13 protein-coding genes and 3 tRNA genes are annotated in these 15,168 nt (G+C 51.7%); 8 read left to right on the top strand and 8 right to left on the bottom strand.

The features are described 5' to 3' along the window. Positions 1-243: a DUF4224 domain-containing protein gene (locus tag NNO08_RS12090; protein ID WP_071667664.1), complete on the top strand. Its 243-nt coding sequence runs from the start codon at positions 1-3 to the stop codon at positions 241-243. Continuing rightward, complete coding sequence (locus NNO08_RS12085; protein ID WP_216144161.1) at positions 218-1,261, top strand: tyrosine-type recombinase/integrase; 1,044 nt, start codon at positions 218-220, stop codon at positions 1,259-1,261. Before NNO08_RS12090 ends, NNO08_RS12085 begins: the two co-directional genes overlap by 26 nt. A gap of 66 nt (positions 1,262-1,327) precedes the next feature. On the opposite strand, the gene NNO08_RS12080 is transcribed toward NNO08_RS12085, so the two are convergent. Further along, positions 1,328-1,417: transfer RNA gene (locus NNO08_RS12080), tRNA-Ser, on the bottom strand. Between the two features lie 93 nt (positions 1,418-1,510). On the opposite strand from NNO08_RS12080, the gene mtfA reads away from it, so the two are divergent. Next, entirely contained in the window at positions 1,511-2,308 is a 798-nt protein-coding gene (gene mtfA, locus NNO08_RS12075) for a DgsA anti-repressor MtfA (RefSeq protein WP_271441750.1), read from the top strand. Positions 2,309-2,407: 99 nt separating this feature from the next. Further along, positions 2,408-2,483: transfer RNA gene (locus NNO08_RS12070), tRNA-Asn, on the top strand. A 42-nt stretch (positions 2,484-2,525) separates the two neighbouring features. On the opposite strand, the gene cbl is transcribed toward NNO08_RS12070, so the two are convergent. Both cbl and nac read right to left on the bottom strand, forming a co-directional pair. Next, positions 2,526-3,476 (bottom strand): HTH-type transcriptional regulator Cbl, encoded by a 951-nt coding sequence (gene cbl / locus NNO08_RS12065; RefSeq protein WP_005127780.1) that lies wholly within the window; start codon positions 3,474-3,476, stop codon positions 2,526-2,528. A gap of 101 nt (positions 3,477-3,577) precedes the next feature. Further along, positions 3,578-4,495 (bottom strand): nitrogen assimilation transcriptional regulator NAC, encoded by a 918-nt coding sequence (gene nac / locus NNO08_RS12060; RefSeq protein ID WP_271441749.1) that lies wholly within the window; start codon positions 4,493-4,495, stop codon positions 3,578-3,580. A 326-nt stretch (positions 4,496-4,821) separates the two neighbouring features. Here nac and NNO08_RS12055 point away from each other — a divergent pair. The 4 genes from NNO08_RS12055 (at position 4,822) to NNO08_RS12040 (ending at position 9,795) form a co-directional block, all read left to right on the top strand. Continuing rightward, a tRNA-Asn gene (locus tag NNO08_RS12055) sits at positions 4,822-4,897 on the top strand. Positions 4,898-5,111: 214 nt separating this feature from the next. Then, positions 5,112-6,428 (top strand): shikimate transporter, encoded by a 1,317-nt coding sequence (gene shiA, locus NNO08_RS12050; protein WP_271454559.1) that lies wholly within the window; start codon positions 5,112-5,114, stop codon positions 6,426-6,428. Positions 6,429-6,546: 118 nt separating this feature from the next. After that, positions 6,547-8,001, top strand: coding sequence for an AMP nucleosidase (locus tag NNO08_RS12045; protein ID WP_271441747.1), 1,455 nt, complete (start codon positions 6,547-6,549; stop codon positions 7,999-8,001). 15 nt (positions 8,002-8,016) lie between these two features. Next, the gene (locus NNO08_RS12040) at positions 8,017-9,795 is read left to right on the top strand and encodes an aminopeptidase P family protein (RefSeq protein ID WP_271456773.1); all 1,779 of its coding nucleotides are present in this window, start codon (positions 8,017-8,019) and stop codon (positions 9,793-9,795) included. A 54-nt stretch (positions 9,796-9,849) separates the two neighbouring features. On the opposite strand, the gene ptsG is transcribed toward NNO08_RS12040, so the two are convergent. From ptsG to yceG, 5 genes are all read right to left on the bottom strand, one after another. Then, the gene (ptsG, locus tag NNO08_RS12035) at positions 9,850-11,283 is read right to left on the bottom strand and encodes a PTS glucose transporter subunit IIBC (RefSeq protein WP_137383018.1); all 1,434 of its coding nucleotides are present in this window, start codon (positions 11,281-11,283) and stop codon (positions 9,850-9,852) included. A gap of 421 nt (positions 11,284-11,704) precedes the next feature. Continuing rightward, positions 11,705-12,502, bottom strand: coding sequence for a metal-dependent hydrolase (locus tag NNO08_RS12030; protein ID WP_101742067.1), 798 nt, complete (start codon positions 12,500-12,502; stop codon positions 11,705-11,707). A gap of 10 nt (positions 12,503-12,512) precedes the next feature. Continuing rightward, complete coding sequence (gene holB, locus NNO08_RS12025; protein ID WP_271450144.1) at positions 12,513-13,517, bottom strand: DNA polymerase III subunit delta'; 1,005 nt, start codon at positions 13,515-13,517, stop codon at positions 12,513-12,515. Continuing rightward, the gene (gene tmk / locus NNO08_RS12020) at positions 13,514-14,155 is read right to left on the bottom strand and encodes a dTMP kinase (RefSeq protein WP_271441744.1); all 642 of its coding nucleotides are present in this window, start codon (positions 14,153-14,155) and stop codon (positions 13,514-13,516) included. Before tmk ends, holB begins: the two co-directional genes overlap by 4 nt. Further along, the gene (yceG, locus tag NNO08_RS12015; protein WP_271456772.1) at positions 14,145-15,167 is read right to left on the bottom strand and encodes a cell division protein YceG; all 1,023 of its coding nucleotides are present in this window, start codon (positions 15,165-15,167) and stop codon (positions 14,145-14,147) included. Before yceG ends, tmk begins: the two co-directional genes overlap by 11 nt. Position 15,168: the final 1 nt, after the last annotated feature.

The following is a 15,168-nucleotide window of genomic DNA, read 5'->3' as shown; positions in this document are numbered from 1 at the left end:
ATGCACGAACTTACACTGTCTCCTCAGGAAATTGCAGAAATTACTGGTTATCAGCGCTACACCCACCAGCAGCGACAACTGCGGTGTCACGGCATACCGTTCACCACTGATGGGCGGAACCGCCCAATTGTATTGCGCAGAAGTATTGATCCCGGAGTTTCTGAATTACCTAAGGTCGATGAATATGTTGCACTTGAGCCAAATTACGACGCAATCAATGGGCAGACCAAGAAAAGATCCTAAAGACAAGCACCTTCCGCCACGCGTAACTAAAAACCGTTATAGCTATGTGTGGAAGCCAAAAGGCACAAAACAAAGCGTAACACTGGCACCTATTACCGGGACAAGTATGTCCCGACTATGGGCGCGTTATGAGGAAGAGAAAGCCAAACGTTCAGATGTAATGACATTTTCTAAATTATGGAAGCTATTCACCAGCAGCCCAGCTTTTGCTGAACTGGCTCCACGGACGCAGACTGATTACAGATCGTATGAAAAAAACCTGGTCCCAGTGTTCGGGAATATGCGAGCAGATGACATAAAAATTGAGATGGTCAGGATCTATATGGATAAACGTGGCCAGCGCAGCATTAACCAGGCAAACCAGGAACTCGGAGGGATGTCGCGTGTTTTCTCATGGGGATATGAGCGAGGGTATGTGAAAGGAAATCCGTGCAAAGGAGTGCGCAAGTTCTCTTTAAAAGCCCGCGACGTGTACGTGACGGACGAAGAATATCAGGCAATTTATGAAGAGGCGGCACCAGCTCTCCGGGTTGGCATGGAGATATCTTACTTATGTGCAGCTCGCGTTTCCGATGTTCTTTCTCTCAAATGGTCGCAAGTAAGCGCGGAAGGCATTTTTATCCAGCAGGGAAAGACCGGGACTAAACAAATAAAAGTCTGGACCGAGCGGCTTCATAACGCCATCGAACTTGCAAAGACCCTGGGTGGGCGGGAAACGGTTATCTGTAGCAGCAAAAAAACTAAATATTCAAAAAGTGGGTTTAATGATCTGTGGGAAACCGCAAGGGAAGCTGCAGGGAAAAAACTGGATAGAAAACTGCCGTGTACTTTTCATGATCTCAAAGCCAAGGGAATATCTGATTACGAAGGATCGAGTAAGGACAAGCAACTATTCTCAGGTCACAAAACTGAAAGCCAAGTTGTGGTTTATGACAGAAAAGTGAAAATTTCTCCCACACTGGATCTTCCAGTATTGGGCAAATCAGAAGATGATGATGGTGAGTTTTATACCAAGTGAATATACCAACACTATACCAAGTGTGACATGAGTCGTTGAAAGGAATTGAGCTAAGTGTTTGAATAGTGGCGGAGAGAGGGGGATTTGAACCCCCGGTAGAGTTGCCCCTACTCCGGTTTTCGAGACCGGTCCATTCAGCCGCTCTGGCATCTCTCCGTTCTGGTGGTTGCCATGATGCCAGGTAATTTGGCATTTTAACAGACCCAGTTCCGTCAATTTCGTTCAAGTGACGAGTTTGCGAGCAAAACGATGATTAAGTGGCCCTGGAAAGAGCAAGAAACAGCCCGGAATGATGACTGGCCCTGGGATGATGCCCTGGCAATTCCTCTTCTGGTGAATCTTACTGAACAAGAACAAGCCAGGCTTATTGCCCTGGCCGAGCGTTTTTTACAGCAAAAAAGATTGGTTGCACTACAAGGATTTGAACTGGACGCACTAAAAAGTGCACGAATTGCTCTGCTTTTCTGTTTGCCTGTTCTGGAATTAGGCATCGAGTGGCTTGATGGTTTTCATGAAGTCCTCATTTACCCTGCCCCGTTTGTCGTGGATGACGAATGGGAAGATGACATTGGGCTGGTGCACAATCAACGGCTTATTCAGTCAGGCCAAAGCTGGCAACAGGGTCCGGTGATCCTGAACTGGCTTGATATACAGGATTCCTTCGATGCTTCCGGCTTTAATCTGATTATTCATGAAGTGGCACATAAACTTGATATGCGTAATGGCGATCGCGCCAGCGGCGTTCCGGCTATCCCGCTGAGGGAAATTGCGAACTGGGAGCACGATCTCCATGCCGCGATGAACAACATCCAGGATGAAATCGATCTAGTGGGTGAAACGGCCTGCAGTATAGATGCCTACGCAGCAACCGATCCTGCAGAATGCTTTGCGGTATTATCCGAGTATTTCTTCAGCGCCCCCGAGTTGTTTGCACCACGTTTCCCGGCATTGTGGCAACGCTTTTTCCAGTTCTATCGCCAGAACCCAATGCTTCGGTTGCGCGATAGCCAGGAAGAAGACCATTTTCGCTCATCAAATGTGCATTAATACTGAATTTGAAGATTAATTAACCAATTGATATGGCGTATTAATTTTACTGTTGACACGTCATGGTGAGGTCAGTAATATGCGCCTCGTTCACACGATTCCTCTGTAGTTCAGTCGGTAGAACGGCGGACTGTTAATCCGTATGTCACTGGTTCGAGTCCAGTCAGAGGAGCCAAATTTAAAAAGCCTGCTTAGGAAACTAAGCAGGCTTTTTGCTTTATATTTGATAATCAATCATCACTTCATCAGGCTCCATTGCCTGGCGTTTAATCTCTTCCACAGATAAACCTGCGTTGCATAGCTCGATGAAGCGCCAGACGTAATTGCGCTGCAACTGACCGCGTTTGAGCCCCAGCCAAACGGTGTTCGCATCAAATAAATGCCGGGTATCAAGGCGGGTTAACGTCCCCTCCTCCTGCTCGCCACTGGATTGCTCCGCCACCAGTCCGATTCCCAGCCCAAGCGCGACATACGTTTTAATCACATCCGAGTCCTGTGCACTGAGGATAATATCCGGCACCAACCCTTTACGCGCAAATGCCTCATCAATACGTGAGCGCCCCGTAATACCCTGCCGATAGGTAATGAGCGGCCAGTGAGCAATAGACTCAAGCGTAAGCGGGGAAGCCTTAACTAATGGATGATCATGTGGAACGAGCAGGCTGTGCTGCCAACGAAACCAGGGAAACGCCACCAACAGCGGATCGCTGCTGAGTCGTTCACTGGCAATACCAATGTCAGCGCCACCATTTTGCAGAAGAACGTCAATTTCTTGCGGTGTCCCCTGGATAAGCTCCAGGCGAACCTCCGGGAAGAGTTCACGAAATGCTTTGATCACCGCAGGCAGACTATAGCGGGCCTGTGTGTGTGTGGTCGCAATGGTCAGCACACCAGACGTGTCATTGGTAAACAGGTCCGCCAGTCGGCGAACATTGCTGGCTTCATTAAGAATACGCTCAGCGATCACCAGCAACGCCTTCCCCGGTTCGGTCATGCCAAGTAAACGCTTACCACGGCGAATAAAAATTTCGATGCCAAGTTCATCTTCAAGTTCGCGAATATGCCGACTTACCCCCGACTGCGAGGTATAAAGAATATTCGCGACTTCCGTCAGGTTGTAATCCTGACGGGCCGCCTCGCGGATTATTTTAAGTTGCTGGAAATTCACTTTTCGCTCCGGGTACATCAGACATTACGCTATTGTTAAAGTCTGATGCCCGGCATAACAAATAATAAAAACCTGCATCTTATTCCTGGCTGGAATAAGGTTTAACTCACCAACTGTAGCTCACGATTGTCCAGAGCCGGACGGCTAACCAGCGACAACAGAATTTCTTTCACCGCCTGAGCCTGTGGTGTCAAACTGCCTCTGGCTGACATATTAAGCGAGAGGGGCAGATTCATTGAGGGCGTTGTAATCCGCGCCATCCAGCCATTCGCTGCATGACATAATGCTCGGGCTGCTGATTCAGGCAAAACCGTCACCCCCATACCGCTGGCAATCGCGGCCGTTAGGGTAGAGATAGAATCAATTTCACCTATTACTTTGGCCGTTAAGCGGCGCAGTGAGAAGGCTTCGTCAACACGGAGGCGAACCGCACTGTAATCCCGTGGCAGAAACAAATTCATCTGCGCGACTGCCGTTAAATCGACACTTGGCCCAGGACATTCACGCGTCCCCACCAGGAAAAGATCCTCTTTGAGTAACGGTTGACTGGAAATACCCGCGATCGGCGAGCGCTCGTAGAGCACCGCCATATCTAATTGACCACTGAGCAATTTATCGTTCAGCACCGCCCCGCTGTTTTCATGCAAATAGACCAGTACATCGGGCAGCTCGGCGCGAACGGTCTGTAATAACGGCATGGTAATTGATGATGCTGCAGTGCCAGGTGCCAGGCCAATAGAGACGTGTCCACTCAGGGTCTGCCCTACATTATTGACCGCAAGCTGTGCCTGTTCACACTGACGTAATATCGTCCGGGCGTGCGTATACAACACTTTCCCCGCCTCCGTCGGCGTCACCCCGCGTTTAGTGCGGATCAACAACTGTTGATCCAGTTCCCCCTCCAGCGTAGCAACCTGCTGGCTCAGCGCGGGCTGAGCGATATGCAATACTTCCGCTGCCTGGGTCAGGCTACCAATATCGACGATTTTCACGAAGTATTTCAGTCGTCTGAAGTTCATTTTGCCTCCTGTCGGAATACCAGAACCCATGCTGGCAGTCATGAAACTCAGGATTGCAAGATACTTGCCAGTTTCATCTGTAGACGAGTATTTAATGTTAAGCTCCCGTTAAGTAAGGGATGGCGCAGGAAAGGGATAGCTTCTCCTGATTCCGCCTTTTCCCGGACTGCCCCACAAGAGGTAGACGCGCACCAGAATGGGGCAAATGTCTAAAAAGCATGAAAGATCGCCGCTTTGTTGAATTTGTCAGCAAACGAACACACAATTTCATTTACCCCTTTGACAACCCCCATCGCCCCCGCTAATATGCGCCTCGTTCACACGATTCCTCTGTAGTTCAGTCGGTAGAACGGCGGACTGTTAATCCGTATGTCACTGGTTCGAGTCCAGTCAGAGGAGCCAAATTTAAGAAGCCTGCTTAGGAAACTAAGCAGGCTTTTTGCTTATTAATTTCTTCAATCGTCTTATTTTTCATCTTGCCCTCTTGTAAGGGATAAAATCGTTTTATCTTCACGTCTGTCGCGGTAGTCTCATTACAGTCGTTTATATCTCGACTGCAATGTGCGTAACCTAACTCCAATACTAATAATTAAAAAACAGTACAGACAGGATAACTATGGATTCCACCCTCACCTCCACGGGTCCCCAGCAGGACACCTCATCGCTTAACCGTGCCCGACGCGCCGCACTCGGCAGCTTCGCGGGTGCCGTGGTCGACTGGTATGACTTTCTGCTTTATGGCATCACCGCCGCGCTGGTATTCAACCGCGAATTTTTTCCGCAGGTTAGCCCAGCAATGGGGACGCTCGCTGCCTTCGCCACCTTTGGTGTCGGGTTTCTGTTCCGCCCACTAGGCGGAATCATCTTCGGCCACTTTGGCGATCGCCTGGGCCGCAAACGAATGTTGATGCTTACCGTCTGGATGATGGGGATTGCAACTGCACTGATTGGTATCATTCCCTCTTTCGACACCATTGGCTGGTGGGCACCTGTCCTGCTGGTGACGCTACGTGCCATTCAGGGTTTCGCCGTCGGCGGCGAGTGGGGTGGCGCGGCATTACTCTCTGTTGAAAGTGCCCCGAAAAATAAAAAAGCTTTCTACAGTAGCGGCGTTCAGGTCGGTTACGGCGTCGGGCTACTGCTCTCTACGGGGCTGGTCTCGTTGATTAGCTCGCAAACAACCGATGAGCAGTTCCTGAGCTGGGGCTGGCGTATTCCGTTCCTGTTCAGCATTGTGCTGGTTCTGGGCGCGCTGTGGATGCGCAACAGAATGGATGAATCGGCTGAATTCGAACAGCAAAAACAGGAACCCCAACCGGTGAAAAAACGACTGCCGGTTATCGAGGCACTCACCCGTCACCCAGGGGCATTTCTGAAAATTATCGCCCTGCGTCTGTGTGAGCTCCTGACGATGTACATCGTCACCGCGTTTGCTCTCAACTACTCCACCCAAAACCTCGGGCTGCCGCGCGAACTGTTTCTGAATATCGGATTACTGGTTGGTGGGCTGAGTTGTTTGACCATCCCCTGCTTTGCCTGGCTTGCCGATCGCTTTGGCCGTCGGCGCGTTTATATTACCGGAGCACTGGTCGGTACGCTCAGCGCTTTCCCGTTCTTCATGGCCCTGGAAGCGCAGTCCATCTTCTGGATAGTGTTCTTCGCGATTATGTTGGCCAACATTGCGCACGATATGGTGGTCTGCGTACAGCAGCCTATGTTTACCGGCCTGTTTGGCGCAAGCTATCGCTACAGTGGCGCGGGCGTGGGCTATCAGGTTGCCAGCGTTGTCGGCGGTGGTTTTACGCCTTTTATTGCCGCTGCATTAGTGACTTTCTCCGGCGGCGACTGGCACAGCGTTGCCATTTACCTGATGGCCGGATGCCTTATTTCGGCCGTCACCGCAATGCTGATGAGAGATAAGCAACACGCGTAAACCTTTATGCGAAGGCCATCGGGTCTTCGCATAATCTTCCTCAACGTCTGACTTTTGTTTCACATTCCTGTGACATACTATCGGGAGAGCAGTACATCTGTGGAACAAGGAGACAGACATGAACAATAAGGGCTCCAGCCTGACACCCGCTCAGGCACTGGATAAACTGGACGCGCTGTACGAGCAGTCTGTAAAGGCTCTGCGTAGTGCCATTGGTAAGTATATTGAAACAGGGACACTCCCTGACGACACCGCCCGCCAAAACGGTCTTTTTGTTTACCCATCGCTTTGTGTCACCTGGGATGGCAGTGCCACAAACCCACCGAAAACGCGCGCATACGGACGTTTTACCCATGCTGGCTGCTATACCACGACCATCACCCGCCCGTCGCTTTTTCGCCCTTATCTTGAAGAACAACTGACGCTGCTGTATCAGGATTATGATGCGCATATTTCCGTCGAGCCATCACAGCATGAAATCCCCTATCCGTATGTAATTGACGGTTCTGAACTCACGCTCGACCGCTCGATGAGTGCAGGGTTAACGCGCCATTTCCCTACTACCGAACTCTCACAAATTGGTGACGAAACGGCAGATGGTACCTACCATCCGGCAGAGTTTTCTCCGCTGTCGCACTTCGACGCCCGTCGGGTCGATTTTTCTCTGGCGCGCCTGCGTCATTACACAGGAACACCGGTTGAGCATTTTCAGCCCTTCGTGCTGTTCACCAACTACACCCGCTACGTGGATGAATTCGTCCGTTGGGGCTGTAGTCAAATCCTTGACCCGGACAGTCCCTATATTGCGCTGTCATGCGCAGGGGGGATCTGGATCACTGCAGAAACTGAAGCACCGGAAGAGGCCATCTCCGATCTGGCGTGGAAAAAACACCAGATGCCAGCCTGGCATTTAATTACCGCCGACGGTCAGGGGATCACGCTGGTTAATATCGGCGTCGGCCCCTCTAACGCCAAAACCATTTGCGATCATCTGGCCGTGCTGCGTCCTGACGTCTGGTTGATGATTGGCCACTGTGGTGGCCTGCGCGAAAGTCAGGCAATTGGTGATTATGTTCTGGCTCATGCCTATCTGCGCGACGACCATGTACTGGATGCCGTGCTGCCGCCGGATATTCCGATTCCCAGCATCGCCGAAGTTCAGCGCGCACTGTATGACGCCACCAAAGAAGTCAGCGGCATGCCGGGTGAAGAGGTTAAACAGCGGCTACGTACCGGCACCGTCGTCACCACCGACGATCGTAACTGGGAATTACGCTATTCCGCTTCTGCGCTGCGTTTTAACCTCAGTCGTGCCGTCGCTATTGATATGGAGAGTGCCACCATTGCAGCCCAGGGCTACCGCTTCCGCGTCCCTTATGGCACGTTGCTGTGTGTTTCCGACAAGCCACTGCATGGCGAGATCAAACTGCCAGGTCAGGCCAACCGTTTTTATGAAGGGGCTATTTCTGAGCACTTGCAAATTGGCATCCGGGCTATCGACCGACTGCGTGCTGAAGGCGACCGGCTGCACTCCCGCAAATTACGTACATTCAACGAACCGCCGTTCCGTTAAGGCCTGAAGGTAACTATGCACAACTCAACTCCCCTTTCCGCCCTGCGCAGTCTGCTATTAGCTCAGGGACTGGATGGCATGATTGTCCCCCGCGCCGATGCTCATCAGAGCGAAGATTGCACACCGCACGACAATAAACTGGCCTGGCTCACCGGCTTTAGCGGTTCCGCTGGTCTTGCATTGGTACTTCGCGATCGCGCGCTGATGTTTGTCGATGGACGCTATCAGGTCCAGGTGCGTAACGAAGTCTCTCTCGATGATTTTGAAATCCATCATTTGCACGATGAACCTCTGGCCGACTATCTGCAGGCTTACGTCACCTCTGGTGCGCGTATCGGCTTTGAACCTCTGCTGATGGTCAACAGTCAATTTGAAGCACTGTCGGCCACTCACTGCAAACTGGTTCCGATGGAACGCGATCCCTTCGACCAGATCTGGCTCGACCGTCCAGCTGCCCCCTGTGGTGTTATTCGTGAAATGCCCATTGAGATAAGCGGTGAAAGTAGCGCGCATAAGCGCGTACGAATAGTGGAGCAACTGACTCAGCATCAGGCCGACGTGCTGGCGATCACGCTACCGGATAACATCGCCTGGCTACTCAATGTACGTGGAGCCGATCTTGCGATGGTTCCGGTTCCTTTTTCGTTTGCCCTGCTCCATCGCAGCGGCGAACTGGAGTGGTTTGTTGATAATAATAAGACGCAGCAACTGCCTGCATCATTGCTGGAGACGGTCACGCTGGCCCCACAAGAGAACTTTCTCCCACGCTGCCAGCAACTTGCCCAAGGTAAGCGTTTCCTGGTTGATAAAGACTATGCGCCAGTCGCGCTGCGGTTCGCCATTGAGCAAAACGGGGGAGAGGTTCTCTGGGCCCCCGATCCCATCACATTAATTAAAGCGCATAAAAATGATGTTGAACTGGCAGGGTATCGGGAATGCCATGAACAGGATGGTGCCGCATGGGTAAACTTTCTGGCCTGGCTGGCGCATGAGGTCCCGCTGCGCGAGGCAGCAGGTAATCCTGTCACTGAACTGGAAGCACAGGCCAAACAGCTGGAGTTTCGCCAGCAGCAGCCAGGATTTATAGAACAAAGTTTCAGTACTATTTCCGCCTCTGCCAGCAATGCGGCGATGTGCCATTACCATTCCAGTGAGAAAACAAATACGCCTATCACCACACAGGCAATGTATCTGAATGATTCCGGCGGCCAGTATAAAAATGGTACTACGGATACAACAAGAACACTCGCCTTTGGTCCACAGGATCCGCAGCGACGACTGCATTACACCGCTGTGCTGAAAGGGTTTTTATCACTGATCTCATTGCAATTCCCCAGCGGCACGCAGGGTCATCAATTGGATGCGTTTAGCCGTCGGGCGCTTTGGGAGTTGGGTCTGGATTTTGACCACGGCACAGGACACGGTGTAGGCCACCAGCTACTGATCCATGAACAACCCCATCGAATTGCAAAAAAAGTAAATCCCTGGCCTTTGGTAGCGGGTAACATTATCACCATCGAACCCGGTTATTATCTGGCTGGACAATATGGCATCCGCATTGAAAATCAGGTGGAGATTATCAATAGCCGACCCGGTTTTTGCCGCTTCTCTACCCTGACGCTGGTCCCCATCGATCTGAACCTTGTGGAATTGCATCTGCTGAGTGATGCAGAGAAACAGTGGATTGATGATTATCATCAACAGGTAAGAGAAACGCTATCGCCACGCGTGGGCAGCGACGCGCGCCCATGGCTGTTCGCTGCAACGGCGCCGATTCGCGTTCAAGCTAATTAAAACATAAAAAAGGCAGCCCGCAGGCTGCCTTAGTTCTCCCCAACTTCTTACTGCTTAGCTGTTACGGATGTACTCATCCATTTCAGTTTTCAGGTTATCGGACTTGGTACCGAAAATCGCCTGAACACCAGAGCCCGCGACCACAACGCCTGCCGCACCCAGTTTCTTCAGGCCAGCCTGATCCACTTTGGCAACGTCAGCAACGCTGACGCGCAGACGCGTGATGCACGCATCGAGGTTAGTGATGTTTTCTTTACCACCGAACGCGGCAACCAGGGCCGGAGCCATTTCGCCAGTCGCGCCCGCTTTATTGTCTTCAGTCGCATCCTCACGACCCGGAGTTTTCAGGTCCAGCGCTTTAATCAACACACGGAAAATGGTGTAGTACACGATCGCATAACCGATACCGACAATCGGGAACAACCACAACTTGCTGCTGTTACCGGACAGAACGATAAAGTCGATCAGACCGTGGGAGAACGATGTACCGTCGCGCATACCCAGCAGAATACAGATTGGGAATGCCAGACCAGCCAGAATCGCGTGGATGATGTACAGGATCGGTGCCACGAACATGAAGGAGAACTCGATCGGCTCGGTAATACCGGTCAGGAACGAGGTCAACGCAGCGGAGATCATGATACCGCCCACTTTCGCGCGGTTTTCCGGTTTAGCAGAGTGCCAGATTGCAATAGCAGCAGCAGGCAGGCCGTACATTTTAAACAGGAAGCCACCAGACAGTTTACCCGCAGTTGGGTCACCAGCCATATAGCGAGGGATGTCGCCGTGGAATACCTGACCCGCAGCGTTGGTGTATTCACCGATCTGCATCTGGAATGGAACGTTCCAGATATGGTGCAGACCAAACGGCACCAGGCAGCGTTCGATGAAACCATAGATACCGAATGCGACAACTGGGTTCTGGTACGCCGCCCACTGGGAGAACGTCTGAATAGCAGTACCGATCGGCGGCCAAATGAAGGACAGGACTACACCGGTGAAGATGGCGGCCAGACCAGAAATAATAGGAACGAAGCGCTTACCGGCAAAGAAGCCGAGGTACTCAGGCAATTTGATTCGGTAGAAGCGGTTGAACATATACGCTGCGATCGCACCGGAGATAATCCCCCCGAGAACACCCGTATCTGCCAGGTGTTTCGCTGTGATCTCTTCAGCAGGTAAATGCAGAACCAACGGCGCAACAACAGCCATGGTCTTGACCATGATGCCGTAGGCAACAACTGATGCCAGAGCAGATACGCCGTCGTTGTTGGTGAAGCCTAACGCAACACCGATAGCGAAAATCAGCGGCATGTTCGCAAAAACAGAACCGCCTGCTTCTGCCATTACGTGCGATACAACGGCTGGCAGCCAGCTGAAGTTAGCGGAACCGACACCCAGCAGGATACCTGCAATCGGGAGTACGGATACCGGCAGCATCAGCGATTTACCGACCTTTTGCAGGTTAGCAAATGCATTCTTAAACATAATTAGGAGTGCTCCTGAGTATTTGTGCTTTTATACACTTCATCCTGCAAGCCGCCTCGGCGCTGGCTGCGTTCATTTACCCCAGTGGCTTACCCACGTAAGCTCCTGGCGATTCACTCACTTGCCGTCTTGACGCAAGCTTGCATGATATTGTGTATTTCTACGTTCTCACGCATTGGCGAGGGGGGAGAACCTCGCCGTGGACAGGGCATCTAAGTACCCTTTATTTATTACACAGAGTAAAATAATTCAGTTCATTTTTGTTTGACGGCTATCACAATTCAGCTGTGGATGGCCGAAAAACTCGCACATTCCGATAAAATGAGTATCTGAATGTTTCCAACTGGTTATTCACCGCCCATTTTGTGGCGGTGAACTTTACTCGCTTTATTTATTAATTACGAGCTTTAAAAAAACTCAGTTAGCGGACTGATTGCAGGCGAGAAGCGTCGATGTGAAACAGGCGGGCAAAGTTATCTGTGGTGATTTGCGCCAGTTCTTCAACGGCAACACCTTTCAATACGGCCATGTACTCTGCGACATCACGAACCATGGCGGGCTGATTCTCTTTTCCGCGATGCGGTACAGGCGCAAGGTATGGGGAATCAGTCTCAACCAACAAACGATCCAGAGGAACATAACGCGCGGCATCACGGAGCTGTTCGGCATTGCGGAACGTGACGATGCCAGAAAATGAAATATAAAATCCGAGATCCAGCAATTTACCCGCAGTTTCCCTGTCCTCTGTAAAACAGTGTAGTACGCCGCCACAATCCGTCACTTTTTCTTCGCGCAGAATCGACAGCGTATCGGCACGCGCATCGCGGGTATGAACGATAACTGGCTTGTGTAACTCACGGCCAATCTGGATATGGTGGATGAATGATTCCTGCTGGCGAACTTTAGTTTCCGGTGTGTAAAAATAGTCTAACCCCGTTTCACCCATCGCAACGACGCCCTCTTCGGCGGCAAAACGACGCAAATCCTCGACATCATAGGTTTCATCCTGGTTTAGCGGATGAACACCACATGAGAAAACCACATTGTCACGCTCACCAACCAGTTCGCGCATACTGCGGTATCCCGGTAGCGTGGTGGCAACGGCAAGACAGAACTTCACATCACGCGCGGCCGCTTTCGCCAACACGTCATCCACGTCCTTATGCAGAGATTGATAATCCAGACCATCAAGATGGCAGTGTGAGTCGACTAAGAACATAATGTCTCTCTCAAAGATGGGGAACAGGCAGTATGGTGCCTGGTTGCAGATAATGCTCAGTACGGAGAATAAGATCGGTTAATACCAGTTCACGGTTTACGCCGGTCACATTTAGCAATTGCTGACGACAGTGACAAACATCACCGAGTATCGCCTGTATCTGCGCAACGGATAACCGTTCTGCGATTGACGATATCAACGCCAGAGCGTCAGGATTGGTTAAATGGGCCACACCATACGGGCGTTTGAGAGCATCTGTAAACAACGTTGCCAGCCAGTGTAAACGGGTCGCAGCTTGCTCATGATTAAGTGCCGCCAACAGGATATACCAGTCGCCGGATTGCAATGTGTTCGCCAGTGCCACACAGAAGTCAGTCCGGTGCGCCCAGCTTTCAGCTTGTAGCAACGTTAATGCCGCTCCGGGCGACCCGGCACTCAGCCGTAATGCGCTCAGTAGCGCCTCCTGAGATGCCGTCACTTCGCGGGCAAGCCAGGAAATGGCATACGATTCAGGCGGGGGAGCAAGATGATGTAACCGACAGCGGCTGCGTAGCGTCGCCAATAATCTTGCCGGCTCTGTGCTGGCGAGGAAAAACCAGGTCTGTGCCGGTGGCTCTTCCAGAGTTTTCAGCAAAGCATTGGCTGCCGCATCGGTCAACTGAGCAGCATCGGGGATCCATACCACCTTTGCCCCTCCCAGCCGTGAGTGCTCGTAGAGCTTCTCACTGACTTCACGTACCGCATCAACACCCAGCGTACTTTTTCCTTTTTCTGGCAGCAGCGAATAGTAGTCAGGGTGTGTACCTGCCTGCATCAACTGACAGCCACGGCAGTGCCCGCAGCTTTTGTGTCCTTCCGGCTGCTGGCACATTAAATAGCGGCTAAGAGCGTAAATCAGCGCGTCGTCACCCATTCCGGGTAACGCCTGAATCAGTAGCGCATGGTGACCACGACCCGCCTGGTAGCTGGCTACCAGTTTTTCAAAATCTGGTCGTAACCATGGATACCATTTCATGCGCCCTGCTCCTTCACCCACTCGGTGATGGTATTGCGGATATCCTCCATCACGACATCAAGCGGCTGTGTTGCATCAATCGTACGAATACTGGCGTCTTTGGCAGCCAGTTCAAGGTAGCGTGCGCGGGTGCGATTGAAGAAATCGAAAGACTCCTGTTCAATACGATCCAGTTCACCACGTGCTCGAGCACGTTTTAACCCTACCTCGGGTGTCACATCCAGATACAGGGTCAGGTCAGGGCGAAAATCGCCGAGCACGGCATCACGCAGTGTTGCCAGCATGTTTTGATCGATGCCACGGCCGCCGCCCTGATAGGCCTGAGTCGACAGATCGTGACGATCGCCAATAACCCAGCGGCCTTTTGCCAGCGCTGGCTTAATCACGGTTTCAACCAGCTGTACGCGCGCGGCATAAAACATCAGGACTTCGGCTTTATCGGTAATCACTTCATCGCCGACCGATTTGATGTCCAGCACCAGACTTCTTAATTTCTCCGCAAGCTGGGTCCCACCGGGTTCGCGGGTAAATACCATGTCGCGAATCCCAAGCTGCTCAAGTGTCTCGACCACTACGTCACGCGCAGTGGTTTTTCCGGCACCTTCCAGGCCCTCGATGACGATGTAATTACTGCCCATTTTTTTCCTTAAGCACTTTCAGATAATCCTGCACGGAGCGGTTGTGACTGACAAGATTAGTGTTAAACGTGTGACCGCCTTTACCGTCAGCCACGAAATAGAGATACGGGGTCTTTGCCGGATGTGCGGCCGCCTGCAGCGAAGCCTCACCAGGCATGGCAATCGGACCCGGCGGCAAACCTGTGATGGTATAAGTGTTATAGGCGGTCGGCATTTCCAGATCCGCACGCGACAATTTACCATTATACCGTGCCCCCATACCGTAAATCACGGTCGGATCGGTCTGTAAGCGCATACCGATACGTAAGCGGTTAATAAAGACCGAGGCCACCTGATCACGCTCGCTGGCAACAGCGGTCTCTTTCTCAATAATTGAGGCCATCGTCACCAGTTGATTTTTGTCTTTATACGGCAGGCCGTCAGCACGCCCTTCCCAGACCGTATCTACGGCTTTAACCATCTTTTGATTCGCACGCTTCAGCAACGCCACATCGGTAGTATTCGCGGTATACATCCAGGTATCTGGCCAGAACCAGCCTTCCACCCATTCCGGGTTTTCCAGCTTCAATGCCCTGGCGACGGTTTCGTAGCTATCATCGCTCAGCGTATGCTTGATATACGGCGCATCGCGCAATTGTTTCAGGTAATCGCTCAGGCGCATCCCCTCGACCAGACGTAACGGAAACTGTGCTTCTTTGCCGCTTTCCAGCAATTGCAGCATCTCGCGTACGGTCATATCAGGCGTTAAACGGTAGGTTCCGGCTTTAAAATGCGAAAGATCGGGTTCAACACGTAACAACCACTGGAATACCCGCGGACGATTAATAACCTTGTCCGTATACAGCTGTTCCCCCAGCGCCAGACGGCCCGTCCCCGCTTTTAGCGTAAAAATAGTCTCTTCTTTGATCAATAACTTACTGTCCGCCAGATGGCGAACTTTCCACATTCCCACTCCCGCGGCAATGCCCAGCACAACCAGCAATAACAGGACAACGAGTAACAATTTTTTCATG

It is taken from the genome of Citrobacter sp. Igbk 17 (genome assembly GCF_028069775.1).
In the GTDB taxonomy this organism is placed as follows: Bacteria; Pseudomonadota; Gammaproteobacteria; order Enterobacterales; family Enterobacteriaceae; genus Citrobacter.
This window is presented reverse-complemented; position numbering and strand designations above follow the sequence as displayed.

What these genes read in the sequence shown, in the direction of transcription:
- NNO08_RS12045 (WP_271441747.1), top strand. Translation starts at nt 6,547, where the DNA reads ATGAACAATAAGGGCTCCAGCCTGACACCCGCTCAGGCACTGGATAAA.
- mtfA (WP_271441750.1), top strand. Translation starts at nt 1,511, where the DNA reads ATGATTAAGTGGCCCTGGAAAGAGCAAGAAACAGCCCGGAATGATGAC.
- NNO08_RS12030 (WP_101742067.1), bottom strand. Translation starts at nt 12,502, where the DNA reads ATGTTCTTAGTCGACTCACACTGCCATCTTGATGGTCTGGATTATCAA.
- yceG (WP_271456772.1), bottom strand. Translation starts at nt 15,167, where the DNA reads ATGAAAAAATTGTTACTCGTTGTCCTGTTATTGCTGGTTGTGCTGGGC.
- tmk (WP_271441744.1), bottom strand. Translation starts at nt 14,155, where the DNA reads ATGGGCAGTAATTACATCGTCATCGAGGGCCTGGAAGGTGCCGGAAAA.
- nac (WP_271441749.1), bottom strand. Translation starts at nt 4,495, where the DNA reads ATGAACTTCAGACGACTGAAATACTTCGTGAAAATCGTCGATATTGGT.
- shiA (WP_271454559.1), top strand. Translation starts at nt 5,112, where the DNA reads ATGGATTCCACCCTCACCTCCACGGGTCCCCAGCAGGACACCTCATCG.
- NNO08_RS12040 (WP_271456773.1), top strand. Translation starts at nt 8,017, where the DNA reads ATGCACAACTCAACTCCCCTTTCCGCCCTGCGCAGTCTGCTATTAGCT.
- NNO08_RS12090 (WP_071667664.1), top strand. Translation starts at nt 1, where the DNA reads ATGCACGAACTTACACTGTCTCCTCAGGAAATTGCAGAAATTACTGGT.
- NNO08_RS12085 (WP_216144161.1), top strand. Translation starts at nt 218, where the DNA reads ATGGGCAGACCAAGAAAAGATCCTAAAGACAAGCACCTTCCGCCACGC.
- holB (WP_271450144.1), bottom strand. Translation starts at nt 13,517, where the DNA reads ATGAAATGGTATCCATGGTTACGACCAGATTTTGAAAAACTGGTAGCC.
- ptsG (WP_137383018.1), bottom strand. Translation starts at nt 11,283, where the DNA reads ATGTTTAAGAATGCATTTGCTAACCTGCAAAAGGTCGGTAAATCGCTG.